Consider the following 20074-nt stretch of genomic DNA (forward strand, 5'->3'; position numbering starts at 1 on the left):
CAGGAACCCGGCGACTGAGTGATCAGTTAGCCACCCTGTAATGGGGATCCCCTACCTGAGTCGCGTAGCGTGAAGGTGGGGGAGGATGTCAATCATCACCGGTAATCCTGTACGGATCAGCGCCTCTTGCTGCGCGAGGTCGCCAGAGCTGTCTTTCACCGCGATAAATTCAGGAATTTCACACAGCTTACGCAATAAGTCCGGCGTAATGGCGACACCTACGGCCTGGGGTACGTTGTAGCCAACGATCGGCAATCCACCGCTCGCAATCTCCTGATAGAAGTCGATAATCCCTTCATCATCGGTGGGTCCCTCAAAGAAGGGCGGTAAGACCATCACGCCATCAGCGCCACAATCACGGGCGAAGCGCACGCGGTTTAACACGTCTTCGGTTAACAGCGCAGAGGCCTGCACGATGATTTTTGCCCGGCCATTGATAACCTTCGCCCCGCGCGCAATCACAGACTGGGATTCTTGCCCGGTCAGATAAACATGCATACCGGTGCCAGAACTCAGGACAAAGCTGCTTACGCCTGCGGCCAGGTATTGCTCCAGCAGGGTTTCCAGCCGGTCTAAGTCTGGTTTGCCCTGATGATCAAACGGGGTGGTGATGGCAAGATTGACGCCGGAGAACAAAAATCTACTCATGATCGCTTCCTCTCAAGGGTATCGATGCGATGTCTACATGCTTTCAGGCACTTCCATGCCTTCAGGCGTCACGTACATCGCCATATTTTTCCGCCCCAGGTCCAGGTGCTCGCGCACAAGGATACCTGCGGCATGGCTGTCACGGCACTCAATCGCAGCGATGATGTCATCGTGTTGTTGGGCCGCCTGTTCCAGTTCCTGCTCCATCCGGGTGTTCACCGGTTGGTAAAACGTTTTGCCCAGTCTGGCGTGATCCAGCTGTAAGCGGCGCAGACTGGGCAGTAAATACGGGTTGTGTGCCATCAGTCCAATGGTGTGATGGAACTGATCGTTGGCGAACACACTGTCAATCACATTCCGGCTGGCGATTGCCGCGCGAAAACGCAGTTGAATGCGTTTTAGTTCTTCGATCTCCCCGGCGCTGGCATTCTCGGCGGCCAACCGGGTGGTGGTGACATACAGTGCAGGCGCAGCCAGGTAAAAATTGCGCAATGACTGATAGCTCATCCCAGAGACACGAGCCGAACGGTTGGCTTCCAGTTCGATGTATCCCTCGGCAGCCAGCTGGCGCATCATTTCCCGCACCGGGGGGCGTGACAGCCCAAACTCTTCCGCCAAAATCACTTCATCCAGTACCGCGCCGGGTTTTAACTCCATGGTGGTGATGCGGTAACGTAACGCCTCACCCAGTGTCTGTTTACGGTCGCGACCAGCAGGCAGTTCCTGTGGGTCAGAGGGGTGTTTCAATGCCGGCATAACGGCCTCCAGGGTTAAGTCTTCAATTTGTAGACAATGCCACTCTAGCAGAATTCACGCCGTTTTCGGGCACCCTTATTCATTACGGATGTTGTCTTGCAGACTTCAAAATTCTGTGTCTACAACTTGTCTATTCATGGCGAATGTTATAGATCCGTTTTAGACAATTTGTATATTGTTATTTTTGCTTTTTTCTCTTGATGCGTTTTTATCTTTATAAATCAGAGGGTAATTACTACATCGGATTTTTCCGGTGACAGGCTTAGCTCTTCAGACGCGCGGAGGTGGTGCATGCAATCAACAGCCGTAGATGTTGTAGCCAGGCCATATCTGAACATTGCTTTTGTTCTGCAACAACAGTTCCTGCAAATCCCTATTAAAATCATGACTATTTTTACATACAGACATTTTTTGCCAACGTTGGCAGCATCTGGTAACATCTGCGTCGCTTCACAAAAATAGAACAAATCAGCAGTATGTGACGATTTTTCTTAACGTATGTGAAGAGGCGTTGGGCTGCTCAGGCGGCAGGATAATGCGTGGTTTTTAAAAAAAGCAGGAGGTGGAAATAAACGAAGATCGTGCCTCAACGGGTATTTATATTATAACGATAAACATCTCAATATTATGTAGAGCAGCGTCAGTTCATTTGACTTTCCTGAAAAGGAATTTTATCTCATTGGAAAATATCTCAACATGAATAACGTCAGACATCTTGCGGTTACTGTTATTGGTATCGTCCTGTTGCTGCTGGGCCTGGCCCTTGCAGCGGGTGGCGTATATCTGGTGGTATTAGGGGGTTCCTGGTTCTATCTGTTTGCTGGATTGATCATGGGAGCCTGTGGTTTTGGCGTATTCCAGCGTAAACGCTGGGCACTCTTTGGTGCCTGGGCACTGCTGGCGATCAGCCTGATTTGGGCGTTCAGCGAAGTTGGAACGGATTTCTGGCAGCTGGTGCCACGTACAATTACGTTTATCGTGGTCACCTTACTGGTGACGTTATGTGCGCCTACGCTGCTAAATGCAGAGAACAAGCCGGCATTGAGCTGTAAAAAGTCGGGTTTGTTATCTCTGGTTCTGGTTGCTAGCCTGGTGGCGATTTTCACCAGCATGTTTAGCGTACATCCGGAAGTGGAAGCCAGCGGTGAAAAGTTGCCGGTGCTGAATGATAGCGCAGCGGAAAATTCGGGCAACGACTGGGCCGCCTTTGGACGGAATAGCAGCGGCCAGCGTTTTGCACAATTTACCCAGATCAACACGCAAAATGTGAAAGATCTGAAAGTCGCCTGGACTTACCATACCGGCGATCTGGCGATTAACGGGGCCGAATATCAGGTGACGCCGTTGAAAGTCGGCAACACCATGTACCTGTGTACGCCGTTGAATAAAGTGATTGCGCTTGATCCCGTCAGCGGTAAAGAGAAATGGCGTTTCGATCCCAAAATTGAAGAGACGTCAGGCAACAAAAGCTGGAAACGCTGCCGTGGCGTGGCCTATACCGAGTTGAGTCCTGCGGAACAGAACAAAAACCCGCGCATCATCAGTACCACTGTGGATGGTCGTCTGTTCTCACTGGATGCTGAGACCGGCAAGCTGGACGAGAACTTCGGCGATCGTGGATTTATCAATCTTCTGCCCGGTTTAGGCGCAACCGCGCACGGTTCTTATTACCTGACGTCTGCGCCACTGGCGGCGGATGGCGTGGTGATGGTGGGCGGTAAGCTGAACGATAACCTGACCACCGGCGAAGCTTCCGGAGTCGTGCGTGGGTTTGATGCCAGCACCGGGAAACTGCTGTGGGCCTGGGATGCTTCCCGTGGTGCCAAAGACAGCACGCCGCTGCCAGAGGGCGAAATCTATCCGATTGAGACGCCAAACTTCTGGGGAACGGCGGCCTATGACGCGAAAACCGGTGTGGCCTATTTCCCGACCGGCAACCAGACACCGGACTTCTGGACTGGAAACCGTCATCCGTATTCTGAAGAATACAATGATGCGATTGTCGCGGTTGAGTTGAAAACCGGCAAAGAGCTGTGGCATTTCCGTACCGCCAATCAGGATCAGTTTGACTACGACGTTTCATCGCAGCCGATTTTGTATGATATGCCAGCCAAAGATGGCAGCGTCACACCGGTTCTGATCCAGCTCACCAAACGCGGCCAGATTTTCGTACTCGATCGCCGTACCGGCAAGCCGGTGATCCCGGTGGAGTATCGTCCAGTCTCCACCGATGCGATGCCAGGTATGAAGGTCTCACCTACGCAGCCTTACTCTGCCATCTCCGTGGGTGCCACGGCGTTGAAAGAGTCTGATATGTGGGGTGCGTCGATCTTCGATCAGCTGTACTGCCGCATTCAGTTTAAAGATATGCGTTGGGAAGGTGAGTTCACGCCATTGTCCGATAAAAAGCGCACGCTGATTTATCCAGGCTACTACGGTGGCTTTAACTGGGGTGGTGGTGCGATCGATGTCGCTACCGGTACGCTGATCGTGAATGACATTCGTATGGCGCAGTGGGGCAAATTCATTAAACGTGAAGACGCTGCACGCATCGGCATGAAACCGAGTACCGAAGGCGAATATTCTGAGCAGCTGGGGACGCCGTGGGGCGTAGAGCGCTCAATGTTTATGTCACCTTTAGGTGTGCCATGCTTCAAACCGCCATTCGGTTCAATGACCGCCATCGATCTGGCAACCGGGAAAACCCGCTGGCAGGTACCGATGGGTACGATTAAAGATGCACCGATCCACGGTGTAGCGCCGGGGCTGGATATCCCACTGGGTATGCCAACCATGGGTGGCCCGCTGGTGACCAAAGGCGGACTGACCTTCTTCCACGGCACGCTGGATTACTACCTGCGCGCACTGGATAACAACACCGGTAAAGAGTTGTGGCGCGGCCGTCTGCCTGTAGGTGGGCAGGGTGCTCCAATGACCTATATTGGTGAAGATGGTAAGCAGTACGTTGTTGTGGTGGCAGGGGGGGCAACCCGTACCGGCACCAATGATAATCGCGGCGATGACGTTATCGCCTATGCTTTACCTTAATCTCTGGCAGCAAGGGTCAGCGCGCAGTTTGCGCTGGCCTGTTTATCGAGAAATAAGCCATAAAAAAAGCATCTCGTGAGGAGATGCTTTTTTTAGTTTTACAACTTGTCGGTTGTCTTAGCCGCTCTCTAAGAAGTGAATTTTGATCCTTACGATCTGGCTACACATGCGCAGCGCGGTCGCCGTTTGATAATTTATAGAGCTGAGGCGCTCATATCAGCTCTGGATAACGATGTTACAGCGCCGCATGAGGAATGACAAGTGCTTCGGAGAATCAAGGCTTATCAGATACGCCGTAAACCCCCGTTCTTCTGAACTGTCCAACTTTATGGGATGCAGTTCATTCAGGGTGGTGAGGATGTCAACGAGAAGATCCAAAGAGTGTCAGTGCTTCGATTTGAGCAAACGGGTAACGCGACTGCAGAATCATTTGTGCACTGATGAGTGAAGTACCTGAAGTCACCATGTCATCAATCAAGAGGATTTTTTGGGGTGGCGGCGTGCCAAAGGGAATACAACCCCAGCAAAAGGGGTTAATAAACCGACGCAGAGAAACGTTTTTGATCGCTTTTATCTGAAATGGTTCTTCTTCACCATGTTCACTAATGAAACGATTAATATCAGCATTTATACGGGTTTTGTCTTTCGCACTGATTCTAAGAGCTCGTACATATTGCTTCACGCTGAGCGCATTCACTTTGGCTAATGCAGACTCAACGCCTAATCCTTTTTGGGTTGTTTTTTGTACTCTCCCTGCGAATCTTCGGCAAATATGACTTCCTGATGGCAGTGGAACCAGCCAATCCCACTGAAAACCCTGTTCAATGAACAGCGGTAAAATTTTGCGGAAACTTGTACAAAGTTTAGCAATATCTCTTCTGTTGGTTTTAAGTTGATGAAGCCCCTTGATTACATACAGCATTGGGCAGTTATCACCAGGCATGTGAGGGTCTCGCTTCCCTTTCGTACGTGCAAAAATCGAAGTGACCTTGAGCTGTTGTTCAAGAAGTAAATGAACAGGATTACCTTCTGGAGTCGTTATGCAAAAGTGATTGTGTGAATGATCTACAGTCACTAATTTTTGTTCTGAATCAACGTTGAATCCCACCGATTACCTCTTTCCTTTTGCTCTTCAGAATTCAACATTTATACCACCCTTCATCACCAATGTTTCCAGAAAATACCCAATTATTTCACGATCGGCAGATTGATCACCCCTTTCGACAACTAAACTGATATAATTATACTTATATTAGTTTAGTAAAGCCTGGTATGATGCCGGTATCACCGCGATCTACGGTGGATCGGGTGGTTTTGGCGATTTTTCGTGGTTGATGTTCTGCGAGCCCGTATACCGGCTTTAAAGCGGCGATCCCAGTGGACTAAAATAAGGCGTCGCTACGTGAAATCTGACGGGTAATCCCCCTGATCTGTTTGCAGAATTCACGTAGCGCGATCAAGACTTGAAATGGATATTTATTCAGCAAAATGACCAAAATTAGCGCGGGTGGCAGCCTGCTATCTCTCTCCGTCCCGTCGCGGGATATTTCAGAAAAACTGGCCGCCTTTGTACGGGACAAAGACGCATTTTCACCTAACACCTGGCGGCAGCTACTCAGCGTAATGCGGATCTGCTGGCGATGGGCGGAAGCCAACGGCCGCCAGTTTTTGCCCATGAGCGCGGACGATCTACGAGACTATCTCACCCATTTGCAGGCAACGGGCAGGGCATCATCAACGATTAATTCTCATGCGGCGTTAATCTCGATGTTACACCGTAACGCCGGACTGGTGCCACCCAATGTCTCACCGGATATTTCTCGTACCATGAAGAAGATCAACCGTACCGCCGTGGTCGCCGGTGAACGCACCGGGCAGGCTGTGCCGTTTTGCCGGGGCGATCTTAAAAAGCTGGATCAGGCCTGGCGGGCGTCTCCGCGTTTGCAACACCTGCGTGATTTGGCATTTATGCACGTGGCGTACAGTACGTTGTTGCGTATGAGTGAACTTTCGCGCCTGCGGGTCGGGGATATTGGCCGCGCTGCGGATGGACGAATTATCCTCGATGTTGCCTGGACAAAAACGATTGTGCAGTCTGGCGGGATTGTAAAAGCGTTAGGTGCGCAATCCAGCCAACGTTTGACCGACTGGATCAACGCGGCCGGGTTGGCGGGAGAGCCAGATGCGATTATTTTCTGCCCGGTACATCGTTCAAATCAGGCCCGATTTACCACCGATCCCATGAGTGCTCCCTGCCTGGAAGAGATTTTTATTCGTGCGCGAGGCGCAGCAGGGGTGCCCGATCGTAAAAAAACCAATAAAGGCCGCTATGCCGGGTGGAGTGGCCACAGTGCACGTGTCGGTGCCGCACAAGACATGGCGCGCAAGGGCTACTCCGTTGCACAAATTATGCAGGAAGGCACCTGGACCAAAACTGAAACTGTAATGCGCTATATTCGCGTGGTGGAAGCACATAAAGGGGCGATGGTCGACTTAATGGAAGAAGACAGTGATTAAATACCTTCATTGATGTGAAAAATAGCGGTGGTATTATTTTTTTCGAGATTTTAATTGGCTTGTTCAGCATTTTTTTTCAGCAGTTTAATAAATTACCCCTGCGGGAAAGGGTTATTTACCGCAGGGGGATCGTTACAGGATTAATAACCGTGGTTAAATCTGTGCCAGACCACCATCAACATAAAACTCAGAGGCATTAATAAAGGCTGCGGCATCAGAAGCGAGGAAGGCAACCATTTTACCCACCTCTTCAGGCTCACCTAATCGACCTAACGGCACACCTGCTGCCAGGGTATCAAACAGTCCCTGACGGTACTCTTCGGGCACCAGACCGCCAAGACCCGGCGTACGAATCGGACCTGGACTTACTACGTTGACGCGAACCCCACGGTCTTTCAAATCCAGTGCCCAGGAGCGGGCAAAGTTACGCACGGCGGCTTTGCTGGCGCTGTAAACACTGAAGCTGGCGGTGCCTTTCACCGCTGCTGTTGAACCGGTGAGAATCACCGAAGCACCTTCGCTCAGCAACGGCAGGGATTTTTGTACGGTAAACAGTAAACCGCGTACGTTAGTACCAAAAACGCGGTCAAAATGTTCTTCTGTAATATCAGCCAGCGACATCATATCGCCGCCTCCGGCATTGGCGAACAGAATATCCAGTTTGCCCGATTCGCTGGCAATTTTCGCAAAAACTTTATCCAGGTCCGCCAATATTGCCGCATCGGCCTGGATACCCACCGCTGAATGACCAATCGCTGCGACTGCGGCATCCAGTTCTTCCTGGCGACGTCCGGTAATATAGACTTTTGCACCCTGTTCTGCTAATTCCTGGGCAGATGCCAAACCAATACCTGAACTGCCACCGGTTACTAAAGCAACTTTATTAATAAGAGTCTGGTTCATGATGTTATTCCTTATTTCAAGTGAAGTTAACAGCGTTATTAAGCGGCTGTGTTATTGCGTTGAAAGAAGCATAGCGCCAGGTGAGAATTTTCAAAATAGAATGATTTGCAATCTATCGTTGCAAAATTGAAACGATGGTCGTACAGCACAAAAGGCGGATCGCTGTCGCGCCCTCTGGCTCAGATCACAGCGGACATACATTTATATGCACATTAAATGTCAGGACATTAAATGATGTAACAATCTTGACATGATTTCACAAACTGACATACTTGCCCGCAACATGTATACGCACAGTATACATGATGAATATTGTGGGTATAAAAGTGTGCCAACAAAGGCGCAATTTTTTATGTCTAGCTGTTTATCTTTACCTCGGTCCCTAACCAGGGAGGAAAGCATTCATGGGTATTTCCCGAAGAAAACTGTTGGTTGGCACCGGTATCGGTGCAGGTGTGGTTGCGGTGGGAGGCAGTGCCTCTCTCTTAACGGATAATCTGCCAAAAGATCCTTCAACACTGCTGCGCATCGATGCATTGCCCTCGGACGATCCAACGCCAGGCTGGTTCCATACCAGCCAAAAGCGCATTCCAAAACCTGCGTTGGTAGGTGATGCGAAAGCCCCTTGGGTGGTGATTGGTGGTGGTTTCGCCGGACTGGCGGCTGCACGTCGCCTGGCGCTGAATTTCCCGGATGACCAGGTGATTCTGGTTGAAGCACAACAGGTTGGTTTTGGTACTTCAGGCCGTAACGCCGGCTTCCTGATTGATGTGCCGCACGACATCAGCGCGCCAGATTACATCGGTGATAAAACCACGGCCCGCAGTATCCTGAACCTCAACCAAACCGGTCAGCGCATCCTCAAAGATCTGGTGGAAGAGCACAACATTACCGATGCGCATATGCGTCATTCCGGTAAATATCAGGCGGCGGTGGAAGACAGCGGGATTGCGGTACTCAATGCCTACCGTGGTGGCCTGGAAGCGCTGGGTGAGAAGTGCAAACTGATTGAAGGTAGCGAGCTGAAAGATATCTTCGGCACCTCTTTCTATCGCAAAGCGTTGTATACCCCGGGCACCATTCTGGTTCAGCCTTCCGGTCTGGTGAAAGGCCTGGCGGATACGTTGCCAGAAAACGTGACGCTGTATGAAGATACGGTCATCACCGCCATTGAGTATGAGCCAGAGATCGTGCTGCACCACGCAACGGGCCGTATCCATGCGGACAAACTGATTCTGGCCAACAACGCCTTTGGTACGCATTTTGGCTTTGGCCCACGTACCATCTTCCCGATCTTCACCTACGGCAGCCTGACACGCCCACTGACCAAGTCTGAACAGGACAGCATTGGTGGACAGGACTTCTGGGGGATTATCCCGGCCGATCCATTCGGGACGACATCGCGCCGTACGCACGATAACCGTATTTTGATCCGTAACAGCTTCAGCTTTAACGAAGACGGTCGTCACAAACCAGGTTATACCGAGAAGTATCGCCATACCCATCGCCAGTCGTTTGAGCGCCGTTATCCGACGCTGAAAGACGTGCCGTTCGAACACACCTGGGGCGGTGGTTTGGGGATGACCCGCAACGGGTCAAGCCTGTGGGGTGAGCTGCGTAAAAATGTCTATGGTGCACTGGGTTGTAATGGTCTTGGCACCGTGCGTTGTACCGCAATGGGCACCATGCTGGCTGACTGGCTGGCCGGGAAAAACAACGATACCATCGAGTATCTGCTGTCGTTGCCGAAGCCTGAGTGGAATCCACCCGATCCATTCCTGACCATGGGGGTTAACTTCACCCTGCGCCGTGGCATGCATAACGCAGGACTGGAGGCGTAATACCGCTGACCCACAGCCCCGCGTACTGGCGGGGCTGAAATCACCTATTTCACTACCGGGTTTTTCTTCAGCGACAGCGCCTGCATAAAGGCATCATCCAGCTTGAGATGCTGCTTCACTAACGCGGGCGGCGTATTAGCCAGCCACTGATTCAGTGAGATATCGGCATAGTAATCGCTTTTGAACAGCTCAAGGAAGCGCAACGGCCCTTTGCCGGTGTTCTCGATATAGTGGCCCATGGCAAACGGCACATAGCCCACATCTCCCGCGCGATAATCAAAGGTGCGAGCCTGGCCCGAGGACGCAAATACCCCCATGCGACCTTCGCCTTCTAAATAGTACTGCCACTCATCATTGTTCGGATGCCAGTGCAGCTCACGCAATCCTCCCGGCTCAATCTCTACCAGCGCCGCCGCGATGGTTTTAGATATCTGGAATGTTGAAGAGTCGGTGATGCGCACGGTGCCGCCGGTTGCCTTGATCGGATCTTGTGCCAGCATGCGGTGCGTGAATTGTAGCGTCGATTTCTTAGCGCCGGAAATGCTGTCAGAAGCTAAGCTGCCCGGCACCTGCCCGGCAAAAATGTATTCATCAGAGGGGGAGGGCAGGTTGGAAAATGTGGACGCGGGCAGCGAAAAGTTTTTTGCCAGCACTTCCGGTGGAATGTGCTTAAACCAGTCAGAGAGTAAGAAAGTACTGTCTTCGTCGAAGTTGCCATCATCAAAGGCCAGCAGAAATTCACAGCCATCCGGCCCTATTCCCTGAATTGAGTGGGGAATGCCGGGCGGGAAATACCATAAATCACCCACGCCGATGTCATCCACAAACCATCCGCCTGCGGTATCAAATGCGGTGACGCGCGCATTGCCGTAGGTCATGTAGGCCCATTCTCCCTCTTTATGCCAGTGCAGCTCACGAATGCCCCCTGCATCCAGGCGCATATCAACACCAGCAATGGTGGTGGAGATCGCCAATTCACGCTCTGTCACCTGTCGCGTCCAGCCACCGCTGCCTTTGCGTACATGGGCATCGCTGAAAGAGTATCTGAGATTCGGCAGCGTACCGCTGTCCGTGGCGGGCGGGTTCACAATATCCGGGTTTTCCGCCTCTCTTGTGGGATCGTGCGGGCCGGGGTCCCTGCCGCCAGAGGCTGAGCCTGCGGGGAAGGTGGTCACAGAATTATCATGCGCATGTACCTGACCGGCGGCCAGCGCCACCGTCCCGCCTGCGGCAAAGGCCATAAAGCTTCTGCGAGTCAGTTTGTTCATCGGGCTATTCCTTATTTTATAAGTAGTTACAGGGTAAGTGTCCTCGGACATAACCAGGTATAGCCGTTCTCAACGCGCAAGATGTTGCAACTTTGTAACATCTATGTGTTTCTCATCCGGTGAGATCTGGCACGGCAGGCCGCATAATTTGCGGGTTATTGACGCGAGGTTGATAAAGACCTGTTTAAAGCAAGGGTATTAACGAGAAACGGCCTTTCTTCAGGTGTTCCGTTAATTTTTATTAACAATATTCTGCTGGTTGGGAATGAAATAAATGCGGGTTAAAATTTACACATTGTTTCTGATTGATGCCATTTACAACGTAATGCGATGAGGAAATACAAGCTAATCTATTAATATGTATTTTTATCAATGTGTTATGAGTAGCTTATTTCTCGTGCAGAACTGACCCATCCCGGCGGAAAAAAATGCTGAGGAGAACATACCCAACTACGGGCTGTGCCTTTGACTGATTAAGTTTATGGATGCTTATATAAGATTTAACGGCATTACTATAACGGCTTGTCATTTTTGCGCTATAAAGAGGCTTTCCAAGCTGGAAAAGTGGTGTTAAGTTAAAAGCACATTAACAAAGGGTCTTACCTCTAAAAATGAACCGTTTCCTTACTGCTGTGCAGATCAACGTCGTCACCGTGCTAGTCGTGGTGATTATGCCTGCGCCGTAGGGAAAGAATTATTAAACCCGCCGGTGCAACTCTGGCGGGTAACCCGCCCAGCATCGGCCTTGTTAAAGGTCACCTATGCAATTTACTGGCGCTGAACTTACCGTTCACATCCTCGAACAACATGGCATAAGCATTGTTGCCGGTATTCCCGGCGGTGCTGCATTGCCGTTATACGACGCTTTCGCCCGCAGTAAAACTATCCGCCATGTGCTGGCAAGGCATGAGCAGGGCGCAGGATTTATCGCCCAGGGCATGGCGAGGGCCAGCGGAAAACCCGGCGTTTGTCTGGCTTCCAGCGGTCCCGGAGCCACCAACCTCATCACGGCGATTGCCGATGCCAAGCTCGATTCCATCCCCCTCATTTGTATTACCGCCCAGGTCTCCACCGCCATGATCGGCACCGATGCTTTCCAGGAAGTGGATACTTACGGCATCTCCATTCCGGTGACCAAACATAACTTCCTCGTGCGGAATATCGCCGACCTGCCACATGTGATGTCAGAAGCGTTCCGAATCGCCACCAGCGGCAGACCGGGTCCAGTGTGGGTGGATATCCCCAAAGATGTGCAGTTGGCGAAGATTGAGCTGGATGCGCCATACCAGCCGGCTGCGATCGCCCCGGAGCCTGAAATTCCACAGACGACGGTAGCGGCCGCGCTGGAGATGCTGGCGCAGTCAACGGCACCCATCCTCTATTTCGGCGGTGGCATCATTACCGGAGAGGCCTCTGAACTGGCGGTGCGTTTTGCTGAAAAAGCCGATGCGCCAGTGGTCACTACCCTGATGGGCCTGGGCACTATCCCTACGGATCACCCGCTGTATCTTGGGATGCTGGGGATGCACGGCACCCGTGCGACCAACTACGTCATGGAAAAAGCGGATCTGCTGTTCGTGATGGGGGCGCGTTTCGATGACCGCGCGATCGGTAAGGCTTCTGAGTTCTGCCCGAACGCCAAAGTCGTGCATATCGATATTGATAATGCAGAACTGGGCAAAATCCGCCGACCTGAGCTGGAAATTCAGGGCGATGTGAAAACCTTCCTGACCAGCCTGAACGCCCAGATAGCGCAGGCATCCCGCCAGGAGTGGAATACTTACGTTAATCATATGAAGCAGGAATTCCCGCTGCAGACACCGGATATCGACGATCCCCTCAGCCATTACGGTTTGATTCGTGCCTGCGCACAAGTCGCCAGCGGCGAGGTCCACGTGGTGACGGATGTGGGCCAGCATCAGATGTGGGTTGCCCAGTCTTATCCGTTAGACACGCCGCGTCAGCTGCTCACTTCCGGCGGTCTGGGCACGATGGGCTTTGGTTTGCCAGCGGCGATTGGCGCCGCGCTCCAGAAACCCGACGCGACCATTCTGTGCTTCACCGGTGACGGCAGCATCATGATGAACATTCAGGAACTGGCCACGGCGGTGGAAGAAAAAGCCAACCTCAAAGTCATTCTGATGAACAACAATGCGCTTGGTCTGGTGCACCAGCAGCAGGAGCTGTTCTATAACAAGAACCTGTTCGCTTCCGGTTACCGCCATGAAGTGGATTTCCTGAAGATTGCGGAAGGGTTTGGTTTCCACACGGTGGATCTCAACACCCAGGCGGACCCGGTGAAAGCCCTGGAAGATGCCATTCAAACGCCTGGACCGGCATTTATCCATGCCCGTATTGATGTGAACGAGAAAGTTTATCCTATGGTCGCGCCAGGCGCAGCCAACACAGACATGATTGGAGGTTAAGGAATGCAACCAGGAAATTTCGAAACGCTGCGTCTGCAGGTTCATAACCATCCCGGTACGATGTCGCATATCTGTGGCCTGTTTTCACGCCGTGCCTTCAACCTTGAAGGCATCGTGTGTGTGCCAGCGGAAGACAACCGCACCAGTACCATTCTGTTGCAGGTCAGAGAGAGTGGCGATCTGGAGCAAATCATCCGGCAGCTCAGCAAACTGGAAGATGTGATCCGTGTTGAGACCTGCAACAAGCTACAAAGCGTATTTAATACGTTGACGCACGCGTCTCTGGATGCCAGCGAGTGAGTCATATTGCAGCGGGCATAAGCCCGCTGTTATCTGACAATATAAATATTAAGATTTAATATGATTAGATTTCTAATATTCTAAATTATATATATCTGGTTTTCATTGATAAAAAACTTTAAAACCATTTTTGTTCTGGTAGTATTCCCGCTATGTTATTTCCCGGACAAATGTAATGTTTGACGAACACCCTGATGTTAACGCCTGCAGTTTGATAAACCATGTAATTAAAGAGATGACCGGATGGATAAGTCATAACTATACGGATGACATCAATGTTGTATCAGTAACGCAACGCAGTGGTTACAGCCATTGGTATTTTCAAAAGAAATTTCAGGAAGTGGTCGGCATCACGCTGGCACAGTACATCAGGCATGTGAGAGTACAGAAATCTATTCAACAAATCATACTGACCGACATGAAAATCATGGATATTGCGCTCGGTAATGGTTTCAACAATCAGCAGGTTTTTACCCGTATTTTCAAAAAAACGGTAAAATTCACCCCCGGCCAAATCAGAAGACGTTTTCATGGTAAACCAGAGTGGTGCGACTATTTTAATCGTGTGCTGCTCAATGATTCAGAGAATAGTCCATCACTTAAAAAAGCGGTTGGCGAACTTCTGCAAACCCCAGGCACCGCACCTGTTTAAATAACATTTAAATAACATCTAACTTGTCATCACCTTTAATAAGGTGAGTGTCGCACGCTGCCCGATTGCCATAGCCCGAATAAAACATTCGGGCATGACAATCTCTCTCTATCCTTCCCACTCCGTTTCAGCGTCACTGGATTTACGGTAGCGCTGAGTAAAGGTGTTTAAAACACCCGGTATGCACATGCCCAGCAAAATCAGCCCGCCACCGAGGATGACGTTGGCAGAGAGCGTTTCACGCAGTAGCCAGAGGGCAAACAAGGCGGAAAACACCGGCTCCATGTTATAAATCAGGATGGCTCGTGTCGGCGTGGTATGTCGTTGATAGTGGGTCTGAACCCAGAAAGCAATCACAGTGGAAAACAGTGCCGTTACCCCCAGGGCGATGCTGAGCTTCCCACTCCAGGCATGTGGCATGACCTCCCCACCGCTGATGGCTTGCAGTCCGGTAAACATCACGGCCATGGTCGCGATTTGCAAAAAGGTCAGCGCCATCGTGTCATGACGGGCACAAAAGCGATCCAGCGCTAAAATATGCACCGCAGTAAACAGCGACCCGATCACCACCAAGCCATCCCCCAGATGAAGTTGTAAGCCCTGGATATCCGCCATTAAATACAAACCCGCGACGCCAAACAGTGTTGCCAGCATCGCTTCAAATGAGGGCCGTTTACCACTCAATGGGCCGGTAAGTAGCAGAACCCAAATAACACTTAATCCCGCGAGGAAGCCGGTATTAGACGCGGTTGTGCGTTGCAGCCCAGAAATAAGAAAGATAAACGAACCCCCAAGCAGTAAACCTAACAACACGCCTGCCAACAGCGTTTGCGGTGGTATTTTACTCAGCTTTTTCAGGCTAAACGGCAGCATCAAGAGTGCGGAAAGCAGAAAGCGCAGCCCCAGTACCATCATGACGGGATAATCATTCACCACCATTTTCATTACCGGGAAACCAATGCCCCAGCCCGCCGCGACGCAAAACAGCAGCAACTCAGCGACCCCGCGTTTTGTCAAAACTGGCTTCATGTCAGTCCCCGGAGAGACAGCCCCTGACGGTCAGCAAGAAACCTGACAAGATGATTAATATTTTTTATTCCTGTAATGACGTTTGTTATTGATGACATGGCACTTCCTTGTTGCCTGAACAGAGAGCCTGGTTTTGCTATTGCTCAGTAATTGTTTATTAAGAAAAGGGAAAGTATCAGAAATAATCTCCAGGCGTGATGAGGGTTAAATCCTTTCCCTGTCGGTGATGAGTCTGTTTTGACCAGAAAAAGATAAATAAATTTCATGTTTTATGTCAAGATTAGCCCGTTAAAACCGCCGTTTCACGCGTTAAGATCCGCAGTTCAGGATCGGCGGGAAATATCAACCAACGCGCTTTACCCCCAGAAAGGAGCACCACAGGATGAGTAGGGATACAGAATTTATCCGCAAGAAAAACCAGGCGATTGCATTGCTGAATGCCGCAGGGGTGCGAAACAGTGAACCTTTTCTCCACCGCCTGCTGTGGCGATTCGGGGTTCATATTCCACCACCGCTTTTTGCCCCGTTTGCCCTAGAGGCGCTGCTGTTTGGCCTCTTTTTTGCCCTGGGGTGGGGCATGACGATGTGGTGGATGCACTGGCAGCATCGTGGCATCTTACCGCTGGCGGCGGTGCTGATTTCACTGCTTGCAGGGTTACTCTTCGGATTGGCAATGGCGGGAATGCAATGGTGGACGAAAAAGCGTAAAAAATTACCGACCTGGAAATCGCTGTAATCTGACCGTAGAGCCTGTTTTTCGGGCGAAAGCGCCATGCTCTCGCCCGATGTCGCGTCAATTTACGATCGTGACCGCAGCTTATGGAACGCGTTGCGCATCTCTTCGCTGAACAGCGCCGGTTGTTCCCACGCGGCAAAGTGGCCGCCTTTTGCGACGGTACGGTAGTAGTTCAGGGTCGGGAATGCCGCCTGTGACCAGCTTTCTGGTGCCTGATAGATTTCGCCGGGGAACACGCTGATCGCTACCGGTACTTTCACATCGTGGGTCTTTTGTGTTGCCGAACTGAAATTATTATTGTTGTTTTCCCAGTAGAAGCGCGCGGCGGACGTTGACGTGTCCGTCAGCCAGTAGAGCGACAAATCATCCAGAATCTCATCCCGGCTTAACACGCGTTCCGGCTCACCGTTGCTGTCAGTCCACTGGGCGATTTTGTCATAAGACCAGGCTGCCATACCGGTTGGAGAGTCATTAAGCGCATACCCAATGGTTTGAGGGCGAGTCACCATCATCGCGCCATAGGCCGCATTACGGGTGAAAAAGTGTGAGAGCTTATCAAACGCGCGCTGCTCCGGCGCAGCGAGTGGACGTGGCGCAGGCAAGCCTTCATTAATCGCCGGGATCAGATCGCCAGGCACCGTTGCGGGCATGGTCAGATGAATCCCCAACAATCCGTTGGGTGCCAGACGGCCCAACGCGGTAGAGATCACCGAGCCGTGATCGCCGCCCTGAGAAACATATTCACGATAACCCAGCCGTTTAACCAGCGTGTCCCACATTGCCGCGACCCGGTCTGGCTTCCAGCCGGTGTCTGTTGGCCGTTGTGAAAAACCATATCCGGGGATGGACGGGATAATCAGGTCGAAAGCCTCTGCGGCACTGCCACCGTGCGCGACGGGATCGGTCAACGGGGCGATCACTTTCAAAAATTCCAGAATCGAACCCGGCCAGCCGTGGGTGAGGATCAACGGCAAGGCGTTGGGATGGCTCGAACGTACGTGAATGAAGTGAATCGTCAGGCCCTCTATCCGCGTGACATATTGCGGTAGCGCATTCAGGCGGCGCTCAATGGTGCGCCAGTTGTAATCACTGGCCCAGTAGCTGACCAGGGATTTCAGTTTTTCTAGCTGCAACCCCTGCGAGCTGTCTGCCACCGTTTCTTTATCAGGCCAGCGCGTGTTCAGTAAGCGCGATTTGAGGTCGATCAGCGCGGAATCCGGCATGTTAATGGTAAACGGATGGACGTCGTTATCATTAAGCACCTGGTTCAGATGCTCTGCGGCCGAGGCGGTGCGCCCCATCATGCTCAGCGCCAGCGTGCCCAATGCTGAACCAACGATCAATTTCCGGCGGGATATGCCACGGTTTTCCTGCTGCTGCATTGTCATAACTCAACCTCTCAAGTGGGTAAATACGTCACTGGAGGGAGTTAATCACGCGGATGTATGCGGTTTGTGTGCGTAACCGGCGGTTTTGTATGCCTGTGTCGCTGACGGCGAGCAGTGACAATACGTTACAAATGCGGACGGTTTTCAGTCTCACGCACGAATGCGATCAACGCCTTCAGGGCTGGCGGCACCAGGCGATGGCCGGGTAGTATAGGCACAGCGTACCGAGGCGCACCTGCCAATCCGGCAACAAATGAACCAGCTTTCCAGCCTGCACATCCCCGGCAACGTGTTGCTCTGATAAACAGGCAATGCCCAATCCTGCCAATGCGGCCTGGTGAACGGAGGCGAGATCGCTGGCGGCAAAGCGCGCTTCGCCCTGTAGCTTGTAGTGATGCTGCTGATTCATCAGTTCCCAGCGGTAAATGCTACCATCAGACATGCGCATGCACAGGAGTTGATGATCGCTTAGCGCCTCCGGCTGTGCAGGCACGCCAGCTTCTGCCAGATACGCGGGGGACGCGACGACGATCATGCGCAGTTCAGCGGTGAGACGGACGGCGATCATATCCGCAGGGATATCCTCCATCAGCCGGATACCGGCGTCATAACCGGCGGCGACAATATCGACCTGCTCGCGCTGGCTGTAGAGATCCACACGAATACGCGGATAGCGCTGTAAAAAAGGCAGTAGCAGTGTTGGATACCACAGCGAGCCGCTGTCTGGCGGTACATTCAGCTTTAATGCCCCTGCTGGCGCGTGACTCTCACTTTCCAGCTCTTCTTCAGCAACGCGGATCATCGCCAGCGCTGGACCGATTTTCTCGACATAGCGCCGTCCTGCTTCAGTCAGCGCGACACTGCGGGTGGTCCGGTTAAACAGCCGCACACCGAGACGCTTTTCCAGCCCGGCGACGGCGTTAGTCACGGCGGAAGGGGAGATCTCCAGTTCGCTGGCAGCGGCGGTAAAGGTGCCGCGCCGTGCGACGGCCAGCACAATATCCAGTTCGTTCAATCCACTTCGGTTCATCGATTATTCCGTTTTGCGTAATACCCTTTGCAGGGCGCGGTGGATTATCGCGGTTTAGGGGGCATGTTAATTTTCCTGCAACAGACCACAGGAGTTAACCGATGCACCTCATAGAACTCGTCTATATTAATGGCCGTTTTGTCACCCCACAGGGCACTGAATGGCTGGATATTATCAAACCTGCCGACGGGAGCGTAATCGGTAAAGCACGGCTGGCGGATGAACGTGATGCTGAGCTGGCGATTGCCGCCGCACACGCCGCATTCCCGGCATTTTCGCGCACCGACCTCGGCGAACGTATTGCGCTGTTGGAGAACATGCACCAGGCAGTAAAACAGGCTGAAGCCGAACTACATCAAGCGGTGTTGCTGGAGTACGGAGCCCCGGCTTCCCGCTCCCGTTGGATGGCCAGCTACCCGGCAGAAGTGATCCTACAGGTCATCAACGAGCTGAAAACCTACCCCTTTGTCCAGCAGGCGGGGCGGGCAACGGTGCAGATGGTGCCACTTGGGGTGGCGGGCTTAATTACCCCCTGGAACAGCAACGCCGGTTTTATCTGCCATAAACTGGCTACCGCGCTGGCTGCGGGCTGCACGACCGTGATTAAACCCAGCGAGTTCAGTGTGCTACAAACGGAAGTGATCACCCGGGCGTTGCATCGTGCCGGATTACCCGATGGGGTGTTTAATATCGTCACCGGGCGTGGCGCAACTGCCGGTCAGGCGATCAGCACCAGTCCGCAGGTGGCGAAAATCTCCTTTACCGGATCAACCGTCAGCGGCAAGGCCATTTTGCGAGCCGCCGCCGAAACATTTAAACGCGTGACGCTCGAGCTGGGCGGAAAATCACCCACCCTGATCCTGCCGGATGCCGATGCCACGCGCGCGGCTGAAATGGCAATACAGGCGGGTTTCATCAACAGCGGGCAAGCCTGCATTGCCGGAAGCCGTATTTTGATCCCGGCACAGCGTAAAACCGAATTTGAGCAGGCACTGGTGGCGGCGGTTGAACAGCAGCGCTCTGGCGACCCTGCCGAGGCGACAACCACCATCGGGCCGATGATGAATGAGCAGCAGTGGCAGCGCGTGCAAAACTATATCGCCCTAGGGGAAGCCGAAGGCGCACGACTGTTAACCGGCGGCACGGGCCGACCCGAGGGGCTACAGTCCGGATGGTATATCAAACCTACGCTGTTCACCGATGTGGCCCAGACGATGCGTATTGCCCGTGAAGAGATCTTCGGTCCGGTACTGAGCATCATCACGTATCGCGATGAAGCTGAGGCGGTGGCCATCGCCAACGATACCGATTATGGACTCTCCGCTCTGGTCATTGGCGAGGATGAACATCATGCGTGCCAGGTCGGCGAGAGAATTCTGGCAGGGCGCGTGATGATTAATACCCTGGCCCATGAACCGCGTGCGCCATTTGGCGGTTTTCGTCGCTCGGGGATTGGCCGCGAAATGGGGCAGTGGGGGATCAGCGCTTTCCTGGAGCCGCGCGCTATCACCCTGCCTTAAAAATGGTGAGGG

The 20074-nt window shown here is 52.3% G+C and carries 15 protein-coding genes and 1 pseudogene; 8 read left to right on the forward strand and 8 right to left on the reverse strand.

Annotated elements, in window-relative coordinates:
- Positions 1–51 precede the first annotated feature (51 nt).
- Together B880_RS25150 and B880_RS0116495 are read right to left on the reverse strand one after the other, a co-directional pair.
- Positions 52–648 carry a dihydrodipicolinate synthase family protein gene (locus B880_RS25150; protein ID WP_017348550.1) on the reverse strand — a complete coding sequence of 199 codons (597 nt, stop codon included), beginning with the start codon at positions 646–648 and terminating at the stop codon, positions 52–54.
- A gap of 33 nt (positions 649–681) precedes the next feature.
- Positions 682–1404, reverse strand: coding sequence for a GntR family transcriptional regulator (locus tag B880_RS0116495; protein WP_017348551.1), 723 nt, complete (start codon positions 1402–1404; stop codon positions 682–684).
- 696 nt (positions 1405–2100) lie between these two features.
- On the opposite strand from B880_RS0116495, the gene B880_RS0116500 reads away from it, so the two are divergent.
- A complete protein-coding gene (locus B880_RS0116500) occupies positions 2101–4452 on the forward strand; it encodes a membrane-bound PQQ-dependent dehydrogenase, glucose/quinate/shikimate family (RefSeq protein ID WP_017348552.1) in 2352 nt (783 codons plus the stop codon).
- 361 nt (positions 4453–4813) lie between these two features.
- On the opposite strand, the gene B880_RS0116505 is transcribed toward B880_RS0116500, so the two are convergent.
- Positions 4814–5560 (reverse strand): phosphoribosyltransferase, encoded by a 747-nt coding sequence (locus B880_RS0116505; protein ID WP_026042715.1) that lies wholly within the window; start codon positions 5558–5560, stop codon positions 4814–4816.
- A gap of 380 nt (positions 5561–5940) precedes the next feature.
- Here B880_RS0116505 and B880_RS0116510 point away from each other — a divergent pair, with 380 nt between their 5' ends.
- The gene (locus tag B880_RS0116510) at positions 5941–6969 is read left to right on the forward strand and encodes a tyrosine-type recombinase/integrase (RefSeq protein ID WP_017348554.1); all 1029 of its coding nucleotides are present in this window, start codon (positions 5941–5943) and stop codon (positions 6967–6969) included.
- A gap of 153 nt (positions 6970–7122) precedes the next feature.
- Here the strand turns inward: B880_RS0116510 and B880_RS0116515 are convergent, their stop codons facing one another.
- Positions 7123–7872 carry an SDR family NAD(P)-dependent oxidoreductase gene (locus B880_RS0116515; RefSeq protein ID WP_017348555.1) on the reverse strand — a complete coding sequence of 250 codons (750 nt, stop codon included), beginning with the start codon at positions 7870–7872 and terminating at the stop codon, positions 7123–7125.
- Between the two features lie 404 nt (positions 7873–8276).
- Here B880_RS0116515 and B880_RS0116520 point away from each other — a divergent pair, with 404 nt between their 5' ends.
- Positions 8277–9713, forward strand: a complete 1437-nt coding sequence (locus B880_RS0116520) for an NAD(P)/FAD-dependent oxidoreductase (RefSeq protein ID WP_017348556.1) — start codon at positions 8277–8279, stop codon at positions 9711–9713.
- Between the two features lie 44 nt (positions 9714–9757).
- On the opposite strand, the gene B880_RS0116525 is transcribed toward B880_RS0116520, so the two are convergent.
- The gene (locus tag B880_RS0116525) at positions 9758–10981 is read right to left on the reverse strand and encodes an oxalate decarboxylase family bicupin (RefSeq protein ID WP_017348557.1); all 1224 of its coding nucleotides are present in this window, start codon (positions 10979–10981) and stop codon (positions 9758–9760) included.
- Positions 10982–11742: 761 nt separating this feature from the next.
- On the opposite strand from B880_RS0116525, the gene ilvB reads away from it, so the two are divergent.
- The 3 genes from ilvB (at position 11743) to B880_RS25155 (ending at position 14359) form a co-directional block, all read left to right on the forward strand.
- Complete coding sequence (gene ilvB, locus B880_RS0116530; protein WP_017348558.1) at positions 11743–13407, forward strand: acetolactate synthase large subunit; 1665 nt, start codon at positions 11743–11745, stop codon at positions 13405–13407.
- Between the two features lie 3 nt (positions 13408–13410).
- Positions 13411–13707 carry an ACT domain-containing protein gene (locus tag B880_RS0116535; RefSeq protein WP_017348559.1) on the forward strand — a complete coding sequence of 99 codons (297 nt, stop codon included), beginning with the start codon at positions 13411–13413 and terminating at the stop codon, positions 13705–13707.
- Positions 13708–13882: 175 nt separating this feature from the next.
- Positions 13883–14359, forward strand: coding sequence for a helix-turn-helix transcriptional regulator (locus tag B880_RS25155; protein ID WP_017348560.1), 477 nt, complete (start codon positions 13883–13885; stop codon positions 14357–14359).
- A 108-nt stretch (positions 14360–14467) separates the two neighbouring features.
- On the opposite strand, the gene B880_RS0116545 is transcribed toward B880_RS25155, so the two are convergent.
- Positions 14468–15388, reverse strand: coding sequence for a DMT family transporter (locus tag B880_RS0116545; protein WP_017348561.1), 921 nt, complete (start codon positions 15386–15388; stop codon positions 14468–14470).
- 382 nt (positions 15389–15770) lie between these two features.
- On the opposite strand from B880_RS0116545, the gene B880_RS0116550 reads away from it, so the two are divergent.
- Positions 15771–16124, forward strand: a complete 354-nt coding sequence (locus tag B880_RS0116550; RefSeq protein ID WP_017348562.1) for a DUF6404 family protein — start codon at positions 15771–15773, stop codon at positions 16122–16124.
- A 62-nt stretch (positions 16125–16186) separates the two neighbouring features.
- Here the strand turns inward: B880_RS0116550 and B880_RS0116555 are convergent, their stop codons facing one another.
- Entirely contained in the window at positions 16187–17512 is a 1326-nt protein-coding gene (locus B880_RS0116555) for an epoxide hydrolase family protein (protein ID WP_017348563.1), read from the reverse strand.
- A 125-nt stretch (positions 17513–17637) separates the two neighbouring features.
- Positions 17638–18542, reverse strand: a pseudogene (locus B880_RS25160) (LysR family transcriptional regulator).
- A gap of 101 nt (positions 18543–18643) precedes the next feature.
- On the opposite strand from B880_RS25160, the gene B880_RS0116565 reads away from it, so the two are divergent.
- Positions 18644–20062 carry an aldehyde dehydrogenase family protein gene (locus B880_RS0116565; RefSeq protein WP_017348564.1) on the forward strand — a complete coding sequence of 473 codons (1419 nt, stop codon included), beginning with the start codon at positions 18644–18646 and terminating at the stop codon, positions 20060–20062.
- The last annotated feature ends 12 nt before the right edge of the window (positions 20063–20074 follow it).

It is taken from the genome of Pantoea sp. A4, assembly GCF_000295955.2.
GTDB classification, from domain to species: domain Bacteria; phylum Pseudomonadota; class Gammaproteobacteria; order Enterobacterales; family Enterobacteriaceae; genus Pantoea; species Pantoea multigeneris.